Raw genomic sequence first — 23972 nt, forward strand, 5'->3', positions numbered from 1 at the left:
GTGGTCGCGCCCCGTTCTCCTCACACTCGCCCTCAAAGTTGCCGTTGTGAATGCCGAGCATGCGGACGAAGGCACTGTCCGCATGCGGCGCGCCTTCTGGGTCGACGGTCATGTAGCGCAGTTCCCGGCGATCCTGGTTGCGCCGCGCTGGACACTGGGTGACCCTATGTGCGCGATGTCCACGCTGCTCAATGCCATCGGCGACGCGCAGCCCGAAAGGCGGTGTCATGGGCCAGACCCCGCGAGCGCTCCAGCCATCCCTGTCCGAGCGCCATTTCTTCGGCGCCGAACTGCGCCGACTGCGCGAGCGCGCCAACCTCTCGCAGGCGCGGCTCGGAACCATGATCCGCTTTAGTGCCGATCTCGTGCGTCGGGTGGAAACAGCCGACCGGTTTCCCTCCCGCGAGTTCGTCGAGGCCTGCGACAAGGCGCTGGTGACCGGCGGCTCCCTGATGCGCCTGCTACCGCTGCTCGGCAGTAACCGGACCAGCGACGGCAAGCCGAGCACCCCCTCACCGGCCGGCGGCGGCCTCAGCAGCGCGCTGTCCAATCGCCCGACAGGAACGTTGGGGCTGGTTGAGATGGTCGCTCGGGTTCCGTTCCAACCCGGTGTCCTGGACAGCGCCGCCCTTGACTGGCTGAACGCTGCGGCGGGACCCCGGCCGCCCGTGGCCGGACGACCCGGCTCGCCTGACCATGTTGACGAAGAGGATCTTCATTCGGCGGAGACCGCTCTGGCGATGTTCCGGCAGTTGGACCACACCCACGGCGCCGGACGAGTCCACGCGCAGGTGCAGCGGTACGTCGAGGGCGAGCTGAACCGGCTGTTGGCGAATACCCCCACCTCTGACGCTGTTGGTCGCCATCTCTACACGCTGGCGGCGGGATTCTTCGAGCTCTGCGGGTACCAGGCGGTTGACACTGGCGCCCACGGCCTCGCCCAGCGCCGTTACCTTCGCGCTCTGCGTCTGACGGAAGCTGCCGAGGACCGCCCGTACGGCAGCTACCTGCTCGCCGTGAACATCGGTCACCTCGCGCTGCACTGCGGGCACCCCGAGCCGGCACGCAGGATGGCGCTGACGGCGGTGAGAGGGAGCGAGACCCAGGCGACTCCCGCTGTGGCAGCCGCACTGCACGCGGTGGTGGCACGCACGCACGCCCGCCTCGGACGCGAACGCGATTGCCTGACCCACTTCGACATCGCGGAGAAGCAACTGGCCCGTAGCAAGCCCGAGGACGAGCCTCCGTGGATCCGGTACTTCGACGCGGCGTACCTCGCCGACGAGATCGCCCACTGCTTCCACGACCTGGGCCGACCGCAGCACACCCAGCAGCACCTGGGCGAGGCCCTCACCGCGCTGAGTCCCACCCATGTCCGGCGACTCGCCATCGACACCGCGCTCCTGGCCTCGTCGCTGGCCGCCGCCGGCCGCATCGACGAAGCCTGCGCCGCCGCACGCGAGGCAGTCGACTACGCCGCACGAACCACCTCACACCGCTGCCTGCAGCGCATCGTCGAGGTACAGGTCGACCTCGAGCCCTATCGGTGTGAGCCCGAGGTCCGCGAGTTCGGCGAGTACGTGCGTCACCGACTACCGCTGGCGGCTGTGTAACCCCTGTCGATCGTTGGCTGCATCCGCCATCACCGAGCGGTAGTGAGCCAACTCCGCCTCCAGCGCCGCGCCCGCTCGACGGGACGACGCCACATAGTGGCCGACATCAGCAAGAAGCAGCACCTCGGGCGCCATGCCGCGAGAGGTTAGCTCCTCGGCGAGTTCGCGCACATCTTCGACCACGGCCACCTCGTCGGCGGTGCCGTGAATGAGCAGCACTGGCCGTTGGACATCGGCGGCTCGGACCCGACCAGCGCCACCTCGTAGCCGCACCGCGTGCGCGCGCTGGAACCGGGGCACCGTCTTCGCCCACCGCTCGGGATCCACGATCGCCGACACGGCGGTGGCGGCGGTGAACGGGCCGTCCTGGGCCACCGCGTGCAACGCCGTGTATCCGCCGGCGCTGGCACCACGGATGAACACCTGCCCTGGCACCGCCTGCCCCGCCGACAACAGGTGCACCGCCACCGCCGCGCAGTCATCGACATCGTCCAGACCCCACCGGCCGTACAGCGATTCCCGGAACACCCGGCCGTACCCGGTGCTACCCAGATAGTCGACATCCACGACGGCGAACCCGCGACTGGTGATGAACTGCGCCTGCCAGTCCAGGCGCAGCAGGCAGGAGGCGGTAGGCCCAGGATGGGCCCGCACGATCACCGGTGCCCGCCAGTCCGCAGCTGCGCTCGTCGGCGGATACACCAGGGCAAGCACCTCCCGACCATTGGCCACTGGAACGCGAAGCTCGGTCGGCGCCGATACTCGCGCCCCGTCGAGTCCGGCGTGCTCCGACCTGGCAAGCACCTCCACCTGGGGATCGGCGTCAGCCAGGTCGATCAGCGCGACCTGCGGGGCCGCGGTCGGCGATGATCCGATCAACGCCACCGTCGTCCCTTGCACGGCCAGGTACGGTTTGATCGACGTGTACGGGAGGCCGATCGGGCGGATAGTGCCGTCGGGCTCGATGATGACGAGGCGGTGTCGCGGCCCCTCCTGCACCGCCACGACGATCCGACCGTCGTCGAGGAAGCCGTAAGACGCGTAACCCAGCTCCCATGGCTCCGCGGCGCACTCGCCCGCGATCGGCGCCACCGCCTCCACCTTGAGCCCGTTCCACCGGTAGAGGTTCCACCAGCCATTGCGGTCCGACACGAAGTACAACGCCCCGTCGGGTCCCCACCGCGGCTCCACCGCAGACTCATCAGGGCCCCCGGCGAGCCTCACTGGGTCCTCGACCCCACCGTGCGGTGAGTAGGCGGCGGCCCACACCTCACACGCGTCCCAGGGCATGTCGTGCTCGCTCCACGCGGTCCAGGCCAACGAACCCGGACCCGGCCGAGGCGCGCCGAGAAACCCCCGGGTCGAGACGAGAGTTCGCATCTGCGGATCACCGGTGAGCGACACCGCGACGAGTTGGTCACCCTGCTCCGACTCCCGCACAGCCAGCAACTCACCGTCGCCGATCGTCAGGTCACCGAGGGATCCATGGCTGACCAATTCGAGTTCGTCGCCGTGACGGCGGCTCCGGTAGAGGCCATCTCGGCCGACGCACCACAACGTCTCCTCGGCGACAGCGAACGATCCGCCTCCGTACGCGTGAACGCCGCTGGCGACATCGAAGCCCTTCGGACTGATGTCACGTTTGCCCTCGCCGGGCCGCCACCGTGTCACCGTCGTGCCCCCGCCGGCGTCGGGGCGAGTCTCCAGCCAGTACAGGCCGTCATCACCGGTACGCAGCTGGTCATAACTCACTGAGGCGCGGACGGCGTCGTCCACCGACACTTCAGCGATCCTGTCGCCCAGCCTCACAGGTCCTCCTCGGACAACTTCCACGCGGGCCGGACGACGGCGGGCTCGTCAACCGCGTCCGCCCGAGCGCTCTCCCAGGGGCAATGTCGATGCGAACGAAAGCCTCGTCCAGCATCATTCCTGATCCTGCCTAGGGTCTCGGCAGGAGGCCGTAGTGGTCGGCGAATGAGCGAACAAGGTCTTCGAGTACGGCTTTGCCCTTGGCCGCGGTGGCGTGGGACGGCAGACCAATGACGCCGCTGGTGGTGTAGCCACTCATGCCCCGCGTGAGGAGGTGACGTCGGTCGTCCGCTAGGTGGTCGGCATGCTGGAAGCCATCACGTACCACTTCCGGCGCAACGTGCAGAAGCAGCGAAACTTCGAGCTCGCCAGCGTGCATGTCCTGGTGGGCTGTGCTGTGCAGGCCGGCGGCAACGCGAGCGTCGTCCCAGTCGGCCCGAGCGGGGAACAGAGTCATCCTCGGTCCGGCGACGTTGGCTTCCTGAACGATGTTGGCAAGGGCGTAGTTCCCGCCGTGTCCGTTGATCACGGCGAGCCGATCGACGCCCGATTCACGTAGGGAGTCAGCGATGTCACCGACCACGGCGGCGAGGGTGGTGGCGCTGATACTGACCGTTCCACGCCACGCGGCGTGCTCGTGGGAGCAGGAGATCGTCACGGGCGGCAGCAGAAAGAGGCCGTAGCGTTCGGCGACTGCCTTCGCGATCGCACAGGCCACGATGGTGTCCGTCAGCAGCGGGAGATGGGCGCCGTGCTGTTCGAAACTCCCGACTGGGAGGACCGCGACGGACGCTGCTCGTTCGGACTCGTCGGTGCTCGTTGCCGTGGTGATGAGATCCACGGGCTAATGGTTGCACGCTTCGAGGGTCGCCTGCCGATAGGCGAGCACGAAGGTCGCGGCCTCGGGGATGGCTGTCTGCTGGCGCAGGGCCACCGCCGTCGGGTTCAACCAGCGCAGAGCCCGCGCGGAGGAGGTACCAGTGGCCAAGGTCAGGGCGTTGGCGGCCTCCGTCGCCGCGCGCTCGACGTCGCCACTGTTGAGGTAGGCGGTGGACAGGGACGATCGCCAAAGGGCCTCGTCGACGCGCCACTGAGCTGGCCAGTGGCGCAGGAGTTGCTCGTAGAGATCGGCAGCAGCCGCCGGTTGGCCGAGGAGCAGACGGCATTGCGCTTCGTGGGCAGCCACGTACACCGCGTCGCAGTGGACGCCGACATCGATCGGCAGTTCCGAGCCCCATTCGGCGCTGCCGGCGACCCTGCGCGCCTTGTCGATGCTGGCTGCACAGGCGTTCTGGTCACCTCCCATCGCGTAGGCCTGGGCCTGGCGGATCAGCAGTAGAGCGCGGATACGGCCTGGTAGCCGGACCTCCTCCAGCGCCCGCTGCGCCAAGGCAATGGCATTACGTGGATCGAAGCGTTCGAGGGCGCGTTGGCTCTGCCTCATCAGGACGTAGCTGGCGAGCGCCGGCGCGTTGGCTTCGACGGCCTGCTGCTGGGCGCGTCGCAGCCAGGCGTCAGCCTCGGCGGCGTCGCCCTGCTCGTCGATCCAGCTGAGAAACTCCGCCCACAGTGCCTGCGCGATGAGTATCTCTCGGCGATCGCCTGAACGGCTCCGCCGCCCGACCGCGGCCGCGATGCTGATCTGCGCATGGGCGGTGGACGCCATCCCGGCGTATCCGGTGCGGTTTCCGGCAATGGCCAGACCGGCGAGCTGCTCGTGCCACGAGCGGAGCAGGTAGGGCCTGTCGGGATGATCGATGGAGGCCCGGAGTTGGCCCTCCGCACCGTCGACCAAGCGGTAGCCGACGCTGGTGAGGCGACGCCCACTCTCGAGGTCTGACAGAAAGCGGACCAGCTCACCACCCGTCTGCAGTGCGCCCTCACATGACTCGACGAAGCGGGCGGACGGCCAGCGTTCGGCCTTCTCCACCTTGCCGACGAGATCCCCACTGACGTGCACCAGCCTGCCTAGAGCGCGCTGGGACAGCCCGCGGCACTCGCGCCACTGCCGAAGCGCGGCCCCGAATCCATGCAGCGCCGATCGGTGCGGGGTCAGCCGTCGTGGAGTTTGCGCCACCGGTACTCCTGAGTGCTGTCTGTCCGTCACTGCCGCAGCCGGAAGGGTCTGACCGTACGTGGTCGAACGCTACGCGGACAGTTGCATGCGGACAACACCGTGTGTCCGCATCAGCGCTATCGACTCATCTGTCTCGGTGAGCAAATCTCGTTGCTGAGATACCTGTCCGCTTGCTGGTCGAAATCATTAGCAGCGGTTCAGGTCCGACGAAGCAGTTACCTTCGCTGACGAGTCAGTTGCGAGTCGCGAGATTGGACAGGACGCAGACATTTGAGGAGTGTGATGAGTTTTCAGAATGACCTCTCCCGATATGGATATCGACAGGAACTGAGCCGCCAACTCCGGTTCCGGGACTTGGTCGCGTATGGGTTGGTGTACATGGTGCCGATCGCGCCGATGGCGATCTTCGGCAGCGTGTACGCCGGCTCCGGCGGGATGGTGGCCCTGGCGTACGCGGTCGGTGTGGTGGCGTTGGTGTTCACCGCGTTCTGCTACGCGCAGATGGTCAGGGCGTTCCCGATGTCGGGAAGCGTCTACAACTACGCCGGCCGGGGCATCAGCGCGCCGGTCGGGTTCCTGGCCGGCTGGGTGATCCTGCTCGACTACGTCCTCGTGCCGGGTCTGCTGTACCTGGTGGCGTCGGTGGCGATGCACGCGACCGTCCCGGCGGTGCCGGTCTGGTTGTGGCTGCTCGGGTTCGTCGCGGTCAACACGGTCGTCAACTCTGTCGGGATGCGGATGACCGCGATGGTGACCCGGGTGATGCTGGTCGGCGAGTTGGTCGTCCTGGCGGTCTTTCTCGCTGTCGCCGGTTGGGCTCTTGCCTCGGGTAGGGGCAGGTTCAGTTGGGACGCGTTCTACAACTCCGACACGTTCACCTGGTCGCTTGTCGCCGGTGCGGTGTCGATCGCGGTGCTGTCCTTCCTCGGCTTCGACGGCATCTCCATGCTGGCCGAGGAGACCAAGGGCGGTTCCCGGCAGATCGGCAGGGCCATGGCCGCCGTCCTCATCCTGGCCGGGGTGCTGTTCATCGCCCAGACCTGGCTGGCCGCGATGCTCGTCCCCGAGCCGGCCTCGCTGCTCAGCGACGGGGATCCGAACGGCACCGCCTTCTACGACGCCGCGCAGGTGGCTGGCGGAGGCTGGCTGGCGACCCTGTGCGCGGTAGCAACCGCGATCGCGTGGGGGCTGCCGAACTCGATGGTCGCCCAGGTCGCCACGTCCCGGCTGTTGTACGCGATGGCGCGGGACCGGCAACTGCCCGCCTTCTTGGCGAAGGTGTCGATCCGCCGGAACGTGCCGATCAACGCGACCCTGCTCACCGGCGCCGTGTCCCTGGTGCTCGGCCTGTACATGGCCACCCGCGCGGACGGGATCACGCTGCTGTCGTCGCTGATCAACTTCGGGGCGATGGTCGCGTTCCTGGTCCTGCACGTCTCCGTGGTCGTGCACCACCTCATCCGCCAGCGCAGCGGGAACTGGTGGGCGCACCTGGTGATGCCCGGGATCGGGTTCGCGATCCTCGCCTATGTGGTGGTCAACGCGAACATCGCCGCGCAGCGCCTCGGTCTGGCGTGGCTCGCCCTCGGCGTGGTCGTGCTCGCTGGCCTGTACCTGGCTGGCCGCCGGCCCGCGCTGTCGGGTTTGGCGCCCGCGCAGCCGCAGGCCCGCCACGTGGAACGGGTGTGACCGCCATGGACACGATCACGTACCGTCCCGCCCGCGACGAACTCGCCTACACCTTCGGCGGCCGGATGCCGGTGGCCCACGTCCGCTCCGGCGACATCCTGCAGGTGTACACCGAGGATTGCTTTGGCGGCCTCGTCCGCGGGCCGGCGGACCTGCCGTCGCAGGTGTGCCGGATGCCGTACCTGAACCCGGTGTCCGGGCCGTTCTTCGTCGAGGACGCCGAACCCGGCGACACCCTCGCCGTCCACCTCGCCGCCATCACCCCCGCCCGCGACTGGGGCGTCTCCTCGACGTTCCCGCACTTCGGGGCGCTGACCGGTACGTCCCACACCGCCACCCTGCAGCCGCCGCTGCAGGAGCGGGTGTGGGTGTACGACATCGACCGGCAGGCCGGCACGGTCCGCTTCCACGCGACGGCCAGCGACCACTCCATCGACCTGCCGCTTGACCCGATGATCGGCACTATCGGGGTGGCGCCCGGCGGGTTCGAGGCCCGCTCCACGATCGTCCCCGACATCCACGGTGGGAACCTGGATACCGCTGAGCTGCGCGCCGGATCGACCCTGTACCTGGGTGTGAACGTGCACGGGGCGATGCTCGCCCTCGGCGACGGACACGCCCGCCAGGGCGAGGGGGAGGCCTGCGGGGTCGGGGTGGAAATTGCCACGACCACCACCCTGGTTATCGAGGTCATCAAGGGCGTTCCGGCGGTGTGGCCCCGCTTGGAGACCGATCGGGAGATCATGTCGATCGGTTGCGCCCGGCCATTGGAAGACGCCTACCGGATCGCTCACCGCGACCTCGTCGCCTGGACGAGTCAGCTCACCGAGCTGGACGAAATCGATGCCTACCAGTTGGTGTCGCAGGCAGGCCGGGCACCGATTGGGAACGTCTGCGATCCCAACTACACGGTCCTCGCCGCGGTGGACAAGGGGCTGCTCCCGCAGCCGCAGTCCGTCCACGACGGCGTGCACGCCCGGCTGCGGCAACGGGCCGCCGGGCTGCGGTAGGAGCCCCGCCGATGACCGCGTCGATCCCGCGCCTGCCGCTGCGCGATGACCTGTTCCTGCTCGGGCACGACGACGACACCGGCCAGCTGCATATCCACCGTCAGGCCCTTGCCCTCGGCCTCGCCGGCGCGGTCTTGATCGACCTGTTCCTCGCCGGTCGCGTCGCGTTCGACCCCGGAGAGGGCGACGGCCAGCCGGGCGCAGAGCGGCGGTTATGGCTGCGCCTGCACGAGCCGGTCGGCGACTTGATCGCCGACAGCGCGCTCTCCTCGATCCGATACGCGCGCCCGGCCCCATCCCTGCGCGGCTGGGTGCGAGGGTTCGCCGACGGCCTGTACGAGCGCACCCGCGCTGGCCTGGTCGCCGGTGGGATCCTGCGCCACCAGCAGCGCCGCCGCTTCGGTGGGCTCGCCCGCACCGACCGCTACCTGCTCCTGGACGTCAAGTGGCCGGTCGTCGCTCGCGCCCGGCTGCACTACATCGCCACCGGCCGCAACCAGCCTGACAACCACACCGCCGCTCTCGCCGGGCTGGTCACGACCCTCGGGCTGCTCAACCATCTCTACCTCGCCGACGACACCACCGTGCTCGCCGCACAGCTACGCACCATCGCCGAACAGCACCACCAGCCGGTACGCGACATCACCGCGACGGTCGACGCCGCAGTGGGGGATCTCGCCACCGCCGCATACCGCTGACCCCGGACACCACCGGCAGCTATCCATCTGCCCGCCGTGCTTGGAGAATCCATGGACGTCATTCCGCGCATCCGTTCTGCCCGATGGGTGGACAAAGGCCCGGTCGCCGCACTTATCGCCGATGCCGTTTACCCCACCGCACTCGCCCAGTGGCTGGTGCCCGACCCGGCCGCGCGCCGCCGCGTCCTGGCTGACGTCGCGGCGATCTGGGTAGAGCACGCCATGTTCCACGGCGACATCCAGATCACTGACGACCTGAGCGCTACCGCCGTCGCCTTTCACCGTTACCGGCCCATCGCGCCACCAGCGAACTACCGGAGCCGCATCGACACCGCCGCCGGCACCCACGCGCAGCGCTTCGACATTCTCGACCAACTGCTCACCAACCAGCGGCCCACCGACCCGCACCACCACCTGGCGATCCTCGCCGTGCGCCCTGACGCCCAGCGGCGTGGCCTCGGCGCGGCGATGCTCACCCACCACGAAGCCCGCCTCGACCGCATCAACCTGCCCGCCTGGACCGAGACCCTTCCCGACACCCAGGACCTGTACCTCCGACACGGATACCTTCCCCGACCGGCGCTCACCCTCCCCGACGGGCCGACGGTGACCTTGATGCACCGCGCCCCACGCCCAGCTCACGAATCGGGGCAACTCAACGCCACCAACCCCACCGCCGTCGCCCCGACGCTCGCGAGGCCCGTCGCCCCCCAGTGAGCCGGATGCCTACGCGGAGGCGACAGCTCAGCCATCACGCCGCGTCTTCGCATCACCGTCGCGCGCTATCGCCTGCCAGTCTCGCTGAGCCGCGCTGGGGCGCACAAGCCGGTCGCCCGCCTATGAAAGGGAAGGGCCGCGGCGACCGACGTGGCCGACGGCGATAAGCCCCCACTGTCGCCGTCGGCCACACCAGCCCTTTCCCCAAGACCGAACATGAATAGGAGCTTGAACGGACATGCCGACGCGGACGCCGAGGCCCCGGGTACTTGAAACGGCGTGCGGGCCACACCACACGCCCGCGCGTAGGGCGATCGACCACGCCGTGGCGCGGCAGACGCTCGGCGACCTCACGGACGCCTACCAATGGGCCGTCTACGCCCGCACGCTCGCCCACCGTGCCACCCCACCTGCCGAACAACTCGATGCGGCGGCGCTGCTGGCACCCCTGGCCGCCGTGAACGGGCACGCCGACCAGGCCGTGGCCGCCTACCGCGACCTGGTCGACCTCGCCACCGCGCACCTCGGCGCCAGCCACGAGCGGACCCTGTACGCCCGCGCAGGCCTGGACCGGGCACGCCACCGCGTCGGCTGTTGTGACCAGGCGATCCGGGACCTCGCCGACGTCTACACCACCGCCGCGCACCGGCACGGCCCCGACGCACCAGTCAGCCTGACCACGCTCACCGAACTCGCGTTCCTCTACCGCGACTGCGGATGGCCCGACGTTGCCCACCGCTGCCTCGCCGCCGCCACGACCATCGCCAACAGGTACTTGCCCAGCGGCGATCCTCTCCGCGCCCGCATCACCGACACCGCGGGGACGCCCACCAGCTCGAACCATCGCGCCGTCTGCACCCAGGCGAGGTGGCCATGACAAGCATCGACGCCGACCGCCCGAGGTGCCTCCGGCCGGTCAGTGCGACAACGGGACCGCTGGCCGACACCCGGACGCCGGCTTCCCGGTTCGCAGGCGCCCTGCGACCTCGCACGCTGCTTGGCCACACCGCTGTCAAGATCGCGGTTCTGCTGTTGGCCGGTAGTCCGCTGCCGGGCTGTGCCATCCGACCTGCCGGATCAGCCCGTCCCGACGCAGGGCCGTGCACGACACCACGCAACGCGTCCACCGCCCAGCTGCAACAGGTGGTCGATAGCACGCGGATCGCGGGGCCGACCCGGCTGTGGTACCCCCACCCGCCCGCGACACGACTACATCAGCTGATCGGCCAGGTCTCCGCCAGCAGCTGCGATCTCACGGCGGGCACGTACGACGTGATCCACCTTCGCCTCTGGCGCAGCGACCCAATCATGGTGCGGGACATCATCCGCTGGCGCGCCGATGACCGGTCGGGCGCGCAGCTGCTCACCAGTTACCCCCGCGGGTATGTCGAGGTGACCAAGGACTGGTGGTTACCCGGCGAAATCCTCTTCGTCGAACCGGGTAGTGCGTTCACCGACAGCGGGGCAGTGCGCGACGGGATAAACCGCCGCTATGGCGACATCGCCGAGCCCCAGGCGGTGCTGCGGGGAATTGCCTCGCTCGCCAACTGGTACAGCCCACGGCGCGTCGAACGCGCCACCACGATCGCCGTTCTGCGCGACACCCAGCCGATTACCTACTACTCGCGGGTGATCGACCGTGCCGGTCGCAGCGGCATCGGCATCACCGCCACCGGCAACAACGACCGCGATCTCCTGATCCTGCACCCCAGCACCGGCGCGGTCCTCGCCTACGAATATGCCCGCCGTACGCCCACCGGCTGGCACGTCGAGAACTACTTCCTCTATCTCACCCACACCCACTCGTCTCATCGGTGGTGGGAACCCCCCGGCGCATCGAATGACGAACCGCCGCCACCACCTTTGCATCCGCGCGTCGAACCGAACTGGGACTCGTCGACCCGCCCAGCCGCATGACATCCCACGAACCACCGTCGGGCATACCCACGAGCAGGAAGAAAGAGTGCGCCATGCCGTCGAGGACCCCGCCGCTTGCCTCGTGGACGCCGGCGTTTGTTGCCGATGCGGTGGCCGCGACGTTGAAGCGTGCCGTCGAGCACGGCCTGCCACCGGCGATCAAAGATGTGGCTCGAGAGCGCGGGCTGTCACCGGCCACCATCGACGAATGGGTGGCGCGGGCACGAGCGGTGCCGGCCGCCCCGGTACCGCCAGGGCTGCTGGCCTGCCACAGCTGTAACCATCCGATGATCCTGGTGCAGCTCCCCGGATGCCCACCGGTCTACCTGTGCATGCCGGCCTGCGGCCGGGCACCCGTCTCAGCCCAGGCCTTGCGCGACGCGATCGCTGAGGCGGTGCTGCACCGCGCCCCGCACCTAGTGCCCCCCGGCAAAGTCGATTCTGCTGCCGCGTACGCCCCTGGTGGCCTGCACCGTGTCGCGGTCGGCGCCGATCCCGGCGATCTGCGCATCACGTGGCGGGCCAACCCGCGCCAGCTCGTCGGACCTCGGATGTCCATGGCGCAGCGCCTCACTTACGCTCGTGCCCGCGCTGATCACGGAGATCACGCACGCGCCATCCAGGTCCTGCACACCGGGCTGCTGCTCACCGATCCCACCGACGACATCTGCGCCCTGGACGTCGCCTCCGCGAACGCCGCCGCGTTACTCGCGGAACTCACCCTCGACCACGGTGAGGCCTGCACCGCGCCGCCCTGGGCGGAGTGGGCGTACCGCTCCCTGCGTCGCCTACTTGGTGTCACCTCACCGGAGGCGCATGCCGCCCTCCGGGTCCTCGCCACCGCACACCGCCGGACCGGCAACCTCACCGAAGCCGCGAACTGCTACAGCGACCTCATCCGCCACCACAGCAAGGCCGAAGGCCCCCAGGCGCTGCCCACCCTCGCCGCCCAAGCGACCCTCGCCCTCGTCCTCTACCAGGACGGGCACTGCTTACACGCTCGTCAACTCCTCACCCGGACCGTCACGGTCCACCGCGCCGCGCACCCGGGCCACCGCGACGGCCTGCGCCTGCGTCAAGAACTCGCTCGCATGCGTGCCGGCTGCGTTGACCAAGGCCACGGGCACTCTGCCGGAATCGATGAGTCGGGGCGGTAGAGGTGACGCATCCGGGTGGAGGTGCGGCGGCGGACAACCGGTGCCGTATCTACAGGGCGCTGCTCGCCGATCCGACCCGTGCGTGGACGGTGCGGGAGTTGGCCGCAGCGGTGGACACCGCCCTGGACGGCACGGTTCGCGACACCTTCAACGTGCTGCTGGCCGACGGAATCCTGCGGCAGGTGCCGTACCGGCGTTCCCTGACGGCCGTGCTCACCGATCACGGCTACCAACCCCTGACCCGACTGGTGCGCCGTGCCCCCTAGCGCCGCCCAGGTGCAGCGCCGCCGGAGCCGACGGTGCTCAGACAGCGCACCGCCCGGCCGGGCACGCCGCCGTTCCACAGCGACCACCCCGCCCTGCGAAGCCACCCCTCGATCGTCAGGAGTGTCAATTGAGCATCGCCTCACCAGCCAGCATCGACCCGCAGCATCGGCCCCCTCCTGGCCATGTCGCCACGCCCGGCTGCCCATCCGACTCGCGCACAGCGCCTCCCGAGGAGACCGCGTACGCCATGTCATTGACCTTCGATCCGCAGTGGCTATCTCGTTACCCGGCACAAGACTCGATCGGCGACGCGGTGTCCTCCTGCGTGTTCTGCGGCATTGCGTCCGGCGACGTGGAAGCGCACGTCATAGCCGAGACAGCGGACACCCTGTGTTTCCTGGACCATCTCCCGGCGACCTACGGGCACGTCCTCGTTGTTCCCAAGCAGCACTTCCAGGACCTACTCGACATCCCGGAAGTGCCATTCCAGCACGTCATGGCAACCGCGAAGCAGGTGGCGAACGCGTTGCGGGACTCGTGCGGCGCGTCCGGCATCAATCTGGTCCACGCCACCGGTCAGGCCGCCCATCAGACCGTTTTTCACTTCCACGTCCACGTCGTGCCGCGCTACGACGGCGATTCGATCGTCGTCTTCCCTCGGCTGGCCGATCCGGCCCACAAGCACGAGGTCGCACAACGACTGCGCACGGCCCTCAACGCCCCACAGCCGTCCAAGACCAAGGCAGAAGGCAGCCAACCATGATCACTTCACCGATCGACGTCGTCGCCCAGTTCACCGAGCAGGGCTTCGTGCTCCTCAAGCAGGCCGTTCCGGACAGCGTCGTCAGCACGCTGGACGCGGCCGTCCGCAGGCTTACCGATGACCGCGGCCCCGACCTGACGCACCGTTCGTTCAACGCGAACCCGGCCCTGACCCACGTGCGTGACGCCGCGAACCTCATCGCCGAGTACCAGCTGCTCTTCGAGTGCGGCGCCCTGATGTCCGTACCCCACCGGATCCTCAACGGGTCGCTCCAGGTCCTGGGCACTGAGGTGCTGCGGCGAGGGATCTACCAGGAGGCCCACGAGCCGTGGCACCGCGACTCCGGGCCCTACCTGGAGCGTCCGTACGACGAACTCAACGGACCGCTGCACCTCAAGGCCCAGGTGTTCTTCACCGAAACACGACTCAGGGACAGCGGCAACCTCGTCCTCATTCCCGGTTCACACCGGTGGCCGGCCAACCACATGGACGACGCCTACTGGAAGGCGGCGAACGACGCCCTCGCCCGGGGCTCGCTTCCCGAAGGCGCCCTGAGCATCCACGCGGAACCAGGCGACGCGGTCGTCTTCGGCAACACCATGTGGCATGCCGTGCTGCCCAACCGGACCCAGGAGCGACGCAGCGCGATCATCCGCTTCGGGCAAGCGTGGCTGCGCCCGTACGACCACACCTGCGACCCCGCCACCGCGGCCGGCCATCTCTCCTCCCAGAGCCGTCGGCTGCTCGGCTACCACGCCAACACGGTCAACCCGGTGGACCTGTACAAGGACACGACGAGCAACGAGAGTTGGGGTGCGTGATGGCGGACTTGCCGCAGGTCGTCACCGTGCTCGGGGCGACCCGGAACTTCTTCAAGGTCGGTCACTACACGCTGCGCCGACTCGCCTCCGACGCGCAGCAGGTGACGCTACGCCTGGCCATTCCCGAAGCCCGGATCGCTGGGCGGGCCGTGCGCGGCATCGAGGTTCAACTCCGGGACTGGGAGCCGACCCAGCCCGCCTCGCTGGTCGAAGCGCTGGCCGGCACGGAGACCATGCTGATGGTGCCTCCCATCGACCGGCGACTCGACATCGGTGGCATGTACCTGCAGGCGGCGCAGAGGGCCGGTGTGCAGAGGATCGTCTGCCTGGGCATCCAGTTCGCCCCGGAGCAGTGCGCGATGGCCGACGAAGCAGCAGCGCTGGAAGTACTCCTGGAGCAATCCGGGATCGCGTTCGACGTCGTCCAGCTGCCCATGTTCCTGGAGAACATTCTCTACCAGTGCCAGTCGATCGCCGAGACGCGGTCGTTCACCTTCCCCGTCGACGCGGACACCCCGTTCTCCTACATCAGCTGCGAGGACGCCGCCGATCTGTTCTGCCGCAAGATCCTGTCTCCCGACTCGGTGGATCTGAGCGGCTCCCTGATGAGCCACCACTCGCAGGCGACCTGTGCCCAGTGGGCCTCGGCCCTGAGCGAGGCATGCGGGCGGCCGATCAGGTTCGTGCGGCAGACAGACGAGCATTTCGTGACGAGCCTGGCCAAGTACGGGATGCGCCGCCCTGCCGCAGCGCAGGTCCTCGGCCTGTGGGGCCGCATCGGCACCGAGGGGGACGCCCCGGCCACCCGGACGGCCGCGCAGCTCCTGGGGCGATCATCCACCGATCTTGAGACCTGGACGACGGCCCATGCCTGCTGCTTCGGCCCCGGGTTCACCTCATGCCCCCACCCGCACCCGCCCACTCAGCACATGTTCGGCCCCGCCTGAGAGGCGGAGTGCCAGGGCGCAGCGCGCGCCCCCCGCCGGGCCCGCGCTGCGCCTGACCGTCAACTGCGGGCCCGCGCTTCGGGGGCACAACGGCGTGGCCGAGTAGAGCCATTCGGCGCCAGGCGCGACGGGCGCTTTCCGCCCCGAGCACAGACCGAGACAGCTGAGGACTCCTTCAATGACTCTCACCAACTGGGGCGGCAACGTCGCCATCGCCGCCGAGGGCGGTTGGACGCGCATCACATCCCTGGAACAGCTGGAGTCGATGCTGACGCGCGAGGAAGGAACAGTGCGCGTCCTCGGATCCAGGTTCACCTACCCCGCTCAGCTGCGGTGCCCAGACGGAACTCGCGGCATCCTCCTCGACCTGCCCGGTCGGGGAGCCGGCGAGCTGCGTGGCGAGAACCTGTACGTCACGGGAGACACGCTCCTCGAAGACGTGTGGCGGGCTTTCGGCCGCCGCGGTTTGGAGCCGGCCGCATGCCCGCCCGTGATCACAAGCCAGACGGTCGCCGGCGCGCTCGCCACCGGCACCCACGCACAGGGGCTGTCCGGGGGCACTTTCTCCGACTGCGTAGCCGCTGTCGAGCTCATGGACGGGAGCGGCACCCTGCACCGGCTCACCCCCGCTGACGCCGAGTTTGACGCGGCCGTGCTCAACCTCGGGTGCCTCGGCGTGGTCGTCGGCCTGGAACTTCGTGGCCGACCGGCACAGGAGTTGCACTGCGCCCGTTTCACCGTGGCCGAGGACAGCCTGCCCGAGCGCTACGCCGCCTGGAACCGCGAATCCGTGGCCGCTAAGAGTTGGTGGTTCACCGAGCACCAGGTCACGCACACCTGGATCGTCCACGACGACAACTGGACACCCACAGGATGCGAGACCCAAACCGGGGCTGACCTGGACCACATCGTGACCCGCACCCGCTGCCAACTGATGGCCGACATCGGCGACGGCCGGGGCCGGACGCCGGCGGCCCAGACGCTGGAGAAGTTCCTCAGCGCGACGGGCTCCACGGGGACACTCCACGGGATCTTCAAGAACGGCATCCCGGCCCCGCAGCTGAACATGGAGATCGCCGTTGCCCTGGACGTCGTCCCTGCGGCGTACGCCGGTCTCAAGGAACTCCTGCGCGGCTCTCCCTACAAGCTGCACTACCCCGTCATCCTGCGCACCACCGGCCCAGCCCACGGCCACCTGAGTCCCACGCAGGCAGCCCCAGCCACCTACTTCGGCTTCGTGTCCTATATGAGCGCCACCGGGTCGGTCACCGCAGCGCGTCCATTGTTCGACGACATCCAGCGCCTGCTCTACGGCCTGGGCGGTAGGCCGCACTGGGGCAAGTACTTCACTCCGGAGCTGTTGCCTGCCTCCAACACCGGCGGCTTCCACCGGTTCCGGCAGGCTCTCCGCACGTTCGACCCACACCGACGCTTCGAGAACGACACGTTCTATCGCACGCTCGGGCTCTCCCCGGCACGACCCGGAACTGACAAGCCGCCCCCGCTCAGCCGCCTCCGCCTACCGGAGCAGCGGACAGAAACCCGCCCGACGGCGCCGACGCGACACCGCGGATGAATCCCACCAGCGCTACCGACATGCTGTCAGGGGCAGTCCGCAGAATAGGCAGCATGACGACACCTTCCGTAGCGGCGTTCGCTGTCGACCTCGCTGACGAGGCCGCCTACCTTGAAGCCGTCGCGCAGGCGCGGAAGGCCGCCGATGCCTACTACGGCTCCGGCGAATCAGACTTGGACGACGAGACCTACGATCGGCTGTTACGCGGCATCACCGCGTGGGAGGACGCGCACCCCGGACAGATCGCGGTCGACTCCCCGTCCCAGCAGGTCGCGGCAGGCGTGACAACTGGCGACGTCGCGCACCCCGTTCCGATGCTCAGCCTGGGCAACGTCTTTTCCGACGAGGACCTGACGGCGTGGGCCATCTCGCTGGAGCGGCGGCTGGGCGGAGCCGCAGTGACAGGCTGGGCGGTGGAACCCAAGCTCGACGGCGTGGCCCTGGCAGCCCGCTACCGCCAGGGCCGGCTGGTTCAACTCGTCACCCGCGGCGACGGGACGACCGGGGAGGACGTGTCCCACGCGATCGGGGACATCATCGGCCTGCCCATGACCCTGACCGAACCGGTCACGATCGAAGTGCGGGGCGAAGTCCTCATGACTGAGGAGCAGTTCGCCGCTGCGAACGAGCTGCGGATCACGCACGGCGCCACAGCCTTCGCCAACCGCCGCAACGCCTCCTCGGGCTCGCTGCGCGCCAAGGACCGGGCCTACCGAATTGGGCAGACCTTCCTGGCCTACGCCGCACTGACCCACCCCGAGCACACCGACGATCCCGGCCTCGCCGCGCTCACTCACACTGAACTCATCGCCCGCCTCGCCGATCTCGGGCTGGGGACGATGACCGACACCCCGCTCGCCACCCGGACCTACGCAACCCTTGACCAGGTGGTGAACCGGGTGCGCGAGATCGGCGCCCTGCGCGCAGGACTCGACATCGAACTCGATGGTGCCGTGATCAAGGCCGACAGCCCTGCCGACCAGATCCGGGCCGGGATGGGCTCTCGCACCCCGCACTGGGCCACCGCCTTCAAGTTCCCGGCCGCCCAGAAGATCACCGTGCTGCGCGCCGTGGAGTGGAGCGTGGGCCGCACCGGTGTGATCGCCCCACGGGCCGTCCTCGACCCCGTGGACGTCGCCGGGACCACCATCACCTACGCCACGCTGCACAACCCGGCCGACATCAACCGCCGCGGCCTGATGCTCGGAGACCACGTCATCGTCTACCGCGCCGGCGAAGTCATCCCCCGCGTCGAAGGCGCGGTCGCCGGCCTCCGCACCGGCACCGAGCAGCCCATCGACTTCCCCGAACTCTGCCCGCGCTGCGGCTCCGGCATCGACCGCAGCCAGGAGCGCTGGCGCTGCGCGCGGGGACGCTCCTGCGGCCAGAAAGAGGCAATCCGGTACGCCGTCGCCCGCGACGCGCTCGACATCGACGGCCTCGGCGAGAAAATCATCGTGCAACTCGTCGACAAGGGCCTGATCGAGGACTTCGCCGACCTGTTCACCCTCACCCGCGATCAGCTACTCACCCTGGACCGCATGGGGGCCAAGAGCGCCGACAACCTCCTGGCCGCGATCGAGACGGCCAAGACCAAGCCCTTGAATCGCGTCTTCTGCGCCCTTGGCGTCCTGGGCACCGGCCGTTCCATGTCGCTGCGCATCGCCGCGCACTTCGGCTCCATGCAGGCCATCCGAGACGCCAACGCCGTCGCTCTCGAGCAGGTCAACGGCATCGGCAATGAGAAGGCCCCAGTGATCGTCGAGGAACTGGCCGACCTCGCCCCGGTCATCGACAAGCTCGTCGCCGCAGGTGTGAATCTGGACCAGCCCGGCTTCGTTCCCACTGCTCCCACAGATGCTGAGGGCGATGCGGAGGCGTCCGCCCAGGAGGCGAAGAGCGAGTTGCCCTTGGCGGGGCTGACCGTGGTGGTAACCGGTGCGATGACCGGCCCTCTCTCGGACCTATCCCGAACCGAGATGACCGAGCTGATCGCCAGGGCGGGGGGACGCGCATCCTCAAGCGTCTCTGCCCGCACCCACCTCATCGTCGCTGGAGAGAAGGCCGGCAGCAAGCTCGACAAGGCCCGAGCGCTGGGCATCGAAACCATCACACCCGAGGAACTCGCCCAGCGCCTCGCTGGCATCTGACGTCGGCCGTCGCGATCGAGGACTCCGGGTACGGCGTCCACGCCGCGCACCAGGCAGGAATGCGGGCGCCCCGCGTACCTCGACGTCTGCGCTCGGCCTACCAGGACACCTGAACGTCCGGCTGGCTCCGGACCTGTTCAAGAGGTGGCTCGGGCACGGTGTGCTGTATGCCGACGCGCTGCTCAGGCGGTGTGGCAGACCGCGCGGGGTCGGGCGTGGCTGCTGAGATGCAGTAGCCCTCGGCGATGAGTTGAGCGTTGAGATGCGTTGCGTACGTGGGTGTGGTGAGGATGCTGTCCGGGTCGCCGTCGCGGGGGCCGAGCCAGTCTCTGCCCAAGTCGTCGGCGATTCGGGCGGCGATGTGTGCCCGCTGTTCGTCGGGTAGGGCGAGGTAGATGTCGCGTGCGATTCTCGCGGTGGCGGGGTCCGCGGGGGTGGCGTGCGGGTGCCGGGCGGCAAGGACGGCGTCGGCGGCGTGGAGGTATGCCCGGTGCCCGGCGTGGTGCTGGGGAACGTAAGGGCCGATGGGTTGGTCGGGGTCGTCGCCGGTGATCTGGTACTGGTCGCGGTAGGCCGCGACGGTGGCTACGTGTGCCCTCCACGTCACGTGCTCGTTCGGCTTGGTGGCGTCGCTCGGGAGTCCGAGTCCGTGGAGCCAGGCGGGTTGCTCGTTGAGGGTGCGGTCGGTGACCTCGTTGACCCGCTTCTGGATGAGCCGGGTGGCGTCTTCGAGGTAGGCCGTCAAGGCGGTGTCGGCGGTACGCGGAGTGGCGTCAAGCCAGGGAACCGGCCCGGCCTCGGGAGCGGGGCGGGTGAGGCTGTGGAGTTGGTGGCGGAAGCTGTCGAGGTCGCTGCCGGGGCGGGCGGCGGTGAGGAGTTGTTCGGCGGGGTGGCCGTGGGTTTCGGCGGACTTGAGGGTCCAGGCGAGGGTGCGCCAGCCGTCGGTGGTGCCGGCTTCGACGGGTGGTGGGGTGGTGTCGAGGTGCTTGTTGAGTCGCCAGGCGAGGACTTCGGAGAGGGACCGAGCGTCGTGCAGGGGTCGAGCGAGGGCGGCCGTGGCGACGGCGGTAAGGGCGTCGTGTCCGTCGTGTTCGGCGCGGCGGATCGCGGCATTGAGGGCTGGCCAGGCGGGCTCGCCGGCAGCCCGGTCGGCCTTTCGGTCGCCGAGAACGGTGGCGATCAGCTGTCGATGGTCTCCATCGTGTGAGATGGGTTCGTTTGCGAGAAGCCGCGGTGGGCGGGTTGCGTCGATGGGATCGAGGGGCTCGGCCGTACGCAGGATCGGTCGCAGGAGAGCGGCGTACCGCGCGGTGTCGTCGACGCTGGGTTGGGTGAGGGCGGGGCTCGGGTTGCGGCCGTCCAGGTTCTCTTTGATCCGCCAGGTGAGAAGTTGCGCGGGGGATTCGGCGGCGGCGAGGGTGCCGCGGCGGGCGGTGTTGGCGAGGACTTGGGGCAGGTCCCAGCCGTTGCTCTCGGCGGTGCGCAGCGCGCGGACGACGCGAGGCCAGGCGGCGTCACGGTGCACCGCGCCGGCGTCCGGGCCAAGGGCGTCGGAGACGAGGGTGTGCAGGCGCTGGTTGTCGGCGAGTTCGCCCGCGTAGCGCAGTCGGGGAACCAGGGTGGCGAGGCTGCGGGCCTGGTCGGCGGCGTGGGTGATGGCTTCGGTGGCGGAGGTTTGCGCGCCTTCGGTGGCGAGGACGGTTTCGAGGACTTCCCGGGCGGCGCGGGCGTGTGGGTCGTAGCCGGCGCGGTCGAGGCGGGCGTCCTCGTCGAGGGGCAGGATGCGGTGGGTGACGGCGTAGAGGGTGGTGTGTTGGCGGGCGCGGGTGGCGGCGACGTAGAGGTGTTCGCGGGCCATGTCGTCGGTGATGAGGGCGTGGGCGGTGTCGACGGTGGCGCCCTGGGCGCGGTGGACCGTGGTGGCGTAGAGCAGTTCGACGTGCGCGGCGACATAGGCGGCGGGGAGGGTGAGAGTGCCGCCGTGCTGCTGGTGTTTGACGGTGAGAGCCCCGTCGGGGCGGCGGTGGGTGACGGTCCAGGCGTCGCCGTTGCGGACCCAGTCCTTGCCCCGGTTGCTGGTCATGGTGCGGCTGTTGAGGCGGGTGACGATCCAGTCCCCGCAGCCGGCGCGGTTGCCGTCGTGCAGGTTGACGCCGTCAGGCTCGACCTGACCGGCGGTGACGCGGTCGGCGCGGGCGCGGGCGGACAGGGCGGTGACGCCGGCGCTGGTGGACGACGACATCAGGGTGGTCAAGCCTGCGGACATGTCGGTGTGCCAGGCGGTGTAGGCCTGTTCGACCATGGCCTCGTAGGAGCCGCCGCGGATCCGGCAGTTGCGTTGGTAGTGGTCGAGGGCGGTGGTGTCGCCGTCGCGGAGGCGGCGGGTGGCGTCGGCTTCGGCTGGGGTGGTGAAGCGGTGCAGGGCGGTGAGTTCGACGGCACCGGCTTCCGTTGCGAGCAGGCGCAGTGCGCCGCCGGACTCGACGGCGGCGAGTTGCCGGTGGTCTCCGAGCAGGCGTACGAGGGCGCCGTGGCGGGTGGCGATGTCGCGTAGGGCGTCGAGGTTGTGGGTGCCGGCGAGGCCGGCTTCGTCGACGAGGATGACGTCGCCGGGCCGTACCCGGAAGAAGTCTTTCCCAGTGGGGGAGGTGCTGTCGGCGTGCCGGTGGGTGGTGTGTTCGTGGACGAACTTGTGGAGGTTTTCGGCGGGGACGCCGAGGTCGGCGCTGAGGACGGCGGACGCGGCGGCGGAGGTGGCCAGGGGGATGAGTCGCTGGCCGTGGGCGGCGACGACGTGTTGGTACGCTCGCATGGTGGTGGTCTTTCCGGCGCCAGCGGGGCCGAGCCCAACGGCGATCATCCGCGCGTTGGTGGCGAACGCGACGACCATGGCCCGCTGCCCGGCACCGAGCGTGGTGCCGGTGGTGGCCTCGTAACCATCGAGCATCGCCTGCACGGCGGGGGCCGCGTAGCCCAGGACCGTGGGGGTGCGGGCGGCGTCGAGGAGGCGTTGTTCCGCGTCGAGGATCGCCTGGCTGGTGTAGCGGGCGGCGCCGTGCTGCACGAACACCGACGTTCCGTCCTCGCGGCGAAGCCCGGCCGGCTCGACCAGGTCCGGCTCGAATGTCACGGGTACGCAGAGCGCGGTGACGGCCTGGTGGACGACCTGCTGCAGCACCTCCGCGCGATCGTGGCGATCGGTGAAGCGCAGCCCGCGAGGGGCGACGGTGGTGGGTGGTTCGCGCAGCAGCCGGTCGGCTTCGGCGCGTAGGTTCCACACGGTCCACGTCGACCGGGATCCCTCCGCCTGCCGCACGGCCAGAGCGGCGAGGGCCTCGATCTGGTCTGTGGATAACGTTGTGGAAACTGTCTCGTGTCTGTGGGTGGGGCCGGTGGCGGTGACTACCTGGGCAAGGGATCGCGCGGCCGATTGGCCGTGTTCGGCGTGCAGTCGGGTCGTCCATTCCTCGCGCAGCGCGGCGAGGGAACGGGGAGCGGGTTTGGGTCCGCGGGTGTCGAGGTTGGCCTGGCCCGCGAGGCGGAACGCGGCCTGGTTGTCGGGGTCGCGGCCGTGGGCGCGACGGAAGTCGACGACCAACTGCTCGTAGCGGGCCTCGATCTGCGACCGCCGCGATGAGAATGCCCCGATCACGTCGCGCGGAACACCGGCTACCTCACGGACCGGATGCCGCTTGCCCATGGTGTCAGGGCGGACCGCGAACTGCACCCCGAGGTGTTGGATGGCGAGGGTCTCGACGGTGGAGTTGTAGTGCTCGGACGCGGCGACCGCGACGCGGTGCAACGGGCCGCCGTCAAGGCTGCGCCACTTGCCATCCGCGCCCTGGATCTTGTTGCTGATCGCGACATGCGTGTGCAGGTTCGGGTCGCCGTCGCGGGAGTCGTAGTGGTCGAACATGGCGTAGACCAGGCCGCGGGTGTCCAGCTGCGCCTGCCCGGTATCGCCGCTGCGGGTAAACGCCGCATGCTTCTCCAACAGCTGTAGCGCGGAGTCGCGGGCCTGCTCGTGGATCGCCTTCACCGTGTCGCGGACCCACTCGCGTTCGTCGAGGGCCCACAGCAGGACGAGGCTCTTCACGGGGGTGAAGACGAGGTCGTAGCCGGCGACGGCACCGCGGGCCCGGCGGGCCTCCTCGGCGCGTACCGTGCCTGTCTCGGCCTGTGTCGGCTCCCGGCCCGTCTCGGCGCGCACCACGTCGAGCCGTTGCTCGACACGGGTGTCGAAGTCCTGCAGTGTCGCGTAGACGGGGAACCGGCGCCCGAGGGTGGCCTGACGGATCGCCTCCTGCGTGAGCCGTTCGACCTCCCCATCGTCCATGACGGGCCGAACACGGGTAGCGAGATGCCGGGCGATGATGGCATCGGCGTCGGGGTGCATCCCCTGGCCAAACAGGTGCCGCATCTGCTCCTCGGACACCTGCCCGGCCAGACCGAGCGGGGTCAGACCTCGGCCGCCCCACCGGCCGGGAGGGTTGCCGGGGGCGGTGTAGTAGTCGGTCGCGTCCTGCCCGGGAAGCCGGTCCCGGTCTCCGCCGACGACGTGCCGAGTGAGGTAGGTGTAGCCGTCGCCGACCGACAGCTTATGCAACGTCATCACTGAGCGACCACACCCCTTCCCTTGCGTCGAATTAGCCCCCCATCCGCCTTCGTTCGCGCGATTTTGTCGCCGTTTATTTGAGGGGGAGAGGGGACGCTACCCGCCGCAGGCGATCCATGGCAAGAGCATCTGCAAGAGGTGTGTCG

The 23972-nt window shown here is 69.2% G+C and carries 18 protein-coding genes; 14 read left to right on the forward strand and 4 right to left on the reverse strand.

The genetic code is table 11. The features are described from left to right. Positions 1-227 precede the first annotated feature (227 nt). Positions 228-1613, forward strand: a complete 1386-nt coding sequence (locus tag ACGFH9_RS08580; RefSeq protein ID WP_393216971.1) for a helix-turn-helix domain-containing protein — start codon at positions 228-230, stop codon at positions 1611-1613. Here ACGFH9_RS08580 and ACGFH9_RS08585 read toward each other — a convergent pair. From ACGFH9_RS08585 to ACGFH9_RS08595, 3 genes are all read right to left on the reverse strand, one after another. Continuing rightward, entirely contained in the window at positions 1593-3395 is a 1803-nt protein-coding gene (locus tag ACGFH9_RS08585; protein ID WP_393216972.1) for a prolyl oligopeptidase family serine peptidase, read from the reverse strand. The two genes, ACGFH9_RS08580 and ACGFH9_RS08585, sit on opposite strands and share 21 nt — an antisense overlap. A gap of 157 nt (positions 3396-3552) precedes the next feature. Then, positions 3553-4263: a creatininase family protein gene (locus ACGFH9_RS08590; protein ID WP_357129778.1), complete on the reverse strand. Its 711-nt coding sequence runs from the start codon at positions 4261-4263 to the stop codon at positions 3553-3555. Positions 4264-4266: 3 nt separating this feature from the next. Then, positions 4267-5499 (reverse strand): helix-turn-helix domain-containing protein, encoded by a 1233-nt coding sequence (locus tag ACGFH9_RS08595; RefSeq protein ID WP_393216973.1) that lies wholly within the window; start codon positions 5497-5499, stop codon positions 4267-4269. Between the two features lie 282 nt (positions 5500-5781). Here ACGFH9_RS08595 and ACGFH9_RS08600 point away from each other — a divergent pair, with 282 nt between their 5' ends. The 13 genes from ACGFH9_RS08600 (at position 5782) to ligA (ending at position 19211) form a co-directional block, all read left to right on the forward strand. Further along, entirely contained in the window at positions 5782-7188 is a 1407-nt protein-coding gene (locus ACGFH9_RS08600) for an APC family permease (protein ID WP_393216974.1), read from the forward strand. Beyond that, positions 7185-8198 (forward strand): acetamidase/formamidase family protein, encoded by a 1014-nt coding sequence (locus ACGFH9_RS08605; RefSeq protein ID WP_393216975.1) that lies wholly within the window; start codon positions 7185-7187, stop codon positions 8196-8198. Before ACGFH9_RS08600 ends, ACGFH9_RS08605 begins: the two co-directional genes overlap by 4 nt. Positions 8199-8209: 11 nt before the next feature. Further along, positions 8210-8896: a GPP34 family phosphoprotein gene (locus ACGFH9_RS08610; protein WP_357129789.1), complete on the forward strand. Its 687-nt coding sequence runs from the start codon at positions 8210-8212 to the stop codon at positions 8894-8896. 51 nt (positions 8897-8947) lie between these two features. Further along, on the forward strand, positions 8948-9613 hold the full coding sequence (locus ACGFH9_RS08615) for a GNAT family N-acetyltransferase (protein ID WP_357129792.1): 666 nt from the start codon (positions 8948-8950) through the stop codon (positions 9611-9613). Between the two features lie 325 nt (positions 9614-9938). Then, on the forward strand, positions 9939-10490 hold the full coding sequence (locus ACGFH9_RS08620; protein ID WP_393216976.1) for a hypothetical protein: 552 nt from the start codon (positions 9939-9941) through the stop codon (positions 10488-10490). Positions 10491-10756: 266 nt separating this feature from the next. Then, positions 10757-11530 (forward strand): hypothetical protein, encoded by a 774-nt coding sequence (locus ACGFH9_RS08625; protein WP_393216977.1) that lies wholly within the window; start codon positions 10757-10759, stop codon positions 11528-11530. Between the two features lie 53 nt (positions 11531-11583). Beyond that, entirely contained in the window at positions 11584-12687 is a 1104-nt protein-coding gene (locus ACGFH9_RS08630; protein ID WP_393216978.1) for a hypothetical protein, read from the forward strand. 2 nt (positions 12688-12689) lie between these two features. Further along, entirely contained in the window at positions 12690-12953 is a 264-nt protein-coding gene (locus ACGFH9_RS08635) for a hypothetical protein (protein ID WP_393216979.1), read from the forward strand. Positions 12954-13201: 248 nt separating this feature from the next. Next, positions 13202-13717, forward strand: coding sequence for an HIT family protein (locus ACGFH9_RS08640; RefSeq protein WP_393216980.1), 516 nt, complete (start codon positions 13202-13204; stop codon positions 13715-13717). Next, positions 13714-14538, forward strand: a complete 825-nt coding sequence (locus ACGFH9_RS08645) for a phytanoyl-CoA dioxygenase family protein (RefSeq protein WP_393216981.1) — start codon at positions 13714-13716, stop codon at positions 14536-14538. The genes ACGFH9_RS08640 and ACGFH9_RS08645 overlap by 4 nt, the downstream gene beginning before the upstream one ends. After that, a complete protein-coding gene (locus ACGFH9_RS08650; RefSeq protein ID WP_393216982.1) occupies positions 14538-15485 on the forward strand; it encodes a hypothetical protein in 948 nt (315 codons plus the stop codon). The genes ACGFH9_RS08645 and ACGFH9_RS08650 overlap by 1 nt, the downstream gene beginning before the upstream one ends. A 178-nt stretch (positions 15486-15663) precedes the next feature. Next, a complete protein-coding gene (locus ACGFH9_RS08655) occupies positions 15664-17061 on the forward strand; it encodes a D-arabinono-1,4-lactone oxidase (protein WP_393216983.1) in 1398 nt (465 codons plus the stop codon). A 53-nt stretch (positions 17062-17114) separates the two neighbouring features. After that, positions 17115-19211, forward strand: coding sequence for an NAD-dependent DNA ligase LigA (gene ligA / locus ACGFH9_RS08660; protein ID WP_393216984.1), 2097 nt, complete (start codon positions 17115-17117; stop codon positions 19209-19211). A gap of 97 nt (positions 19212-19308) precedes the next feature. On the opposite strand, the gene mobF is transcribed toward ligA, so the two are convergent. Next, positions 19309-23823, reverse strand: a complete 4515-nt coding sequence (mobF, locus tag ACGFH9_RS08665) for a MobF family relaxase (RefSeq protein ID WP_393216985.1) — start codon at positions 23821-23823, stop codon at positions 19309-19311. Between the last annotated feature and the right edge of the window lie 149 nt (positions 23824-23972).

Origin of the sequence: Micromonospora sp. NPDC049102 (genome assembly GCF_043197485.1) — a bacterium.
Classification (GTDB): domain Bacteria; phylum Actinomycetota; class Actinomycetes; order Mycobacteriales; family Micromonosporaceae; genus Micromonospora.

Bases quoted from the DNA above. Each gene is read 5' to 3' on its own strand.
- ACGFH9_RS08610 (WP_357129789.1), top strand. From the start codon at position 8,210: ATGACCGCGTCGATCCCGCGCCTGCCGCTGCGCGATGACCTGTTCCTG.
- ligA (WP_393216984.1), top strand. From the start codon at position 17,115: ATGACGACACCTTCCGTAGCGGCGTTCGCTGTCGACCTCGCTGACGAG.
- ACGFH9_RS08615 (WP_357129792.1), top strand. From the start codon at position 8,948: ATGGACGTCATTCCGCGCATCCGTTCTGCCCGATGGGTGGACAAAGGC.
- ACGFH9_RS08640 (WP_393216980.1), top strand. From the start codon at position 13,202: ATGTCATTGACCTTCGATCCGCAGTGGCTATCTCGTTACCCGGCACAA.
- ACGFH9_RS08650 (WP_393216982.1), top strand. From the start codon at position 14,538: ATGGCGGACTTGCCGCAGGTCGTCACCGTGCTCGGGGCGACCCGGAAC.
- ACGFH9_RS08655 (WP_393216983.1), top strand. From the start codon at position 15,664: ATGACTCTCACCAACTGGGGCGGCAACGTCGCCATCGCCGCCGAGGGC.
- mobF (WP_393216985.1), bottom strand. From the start codon at position 23,823: ATGACGTTGCATAAGCTGTCGGTCGGCGACGGCTACACCTACCTCACT.
- ACGFH9_RS08600 (WP_393216974.1), top strand. From the start codon at position 5,782: ATGAGTTTTCAGAATGACCTCTCCCGATATGGATATCGACAGGAACTG.
- ACGFH9_RS08630 (WP_393216978.1), top strand. From the start codon at position 11,584: ATGCCGTCGAGGACCCCGCCGCTTGCCTCGTGGACGCCGGCGTTTGTT.
- ACGFH9_RS08645 (WP_393216981.1), top strand. From the start codon at position 13,714: ATGATCACTTCACCGATCGACGTCGTCGCCCAGTTCACCGAGCAGGGC.
- ACGFH9_RS08580 (WP_393216971.1), top strand. From the start codon at position 228: ATGGGCCAGACCCCGCGAGCGCTCCAGCCATCCCTGTCCGAGCGCCAT.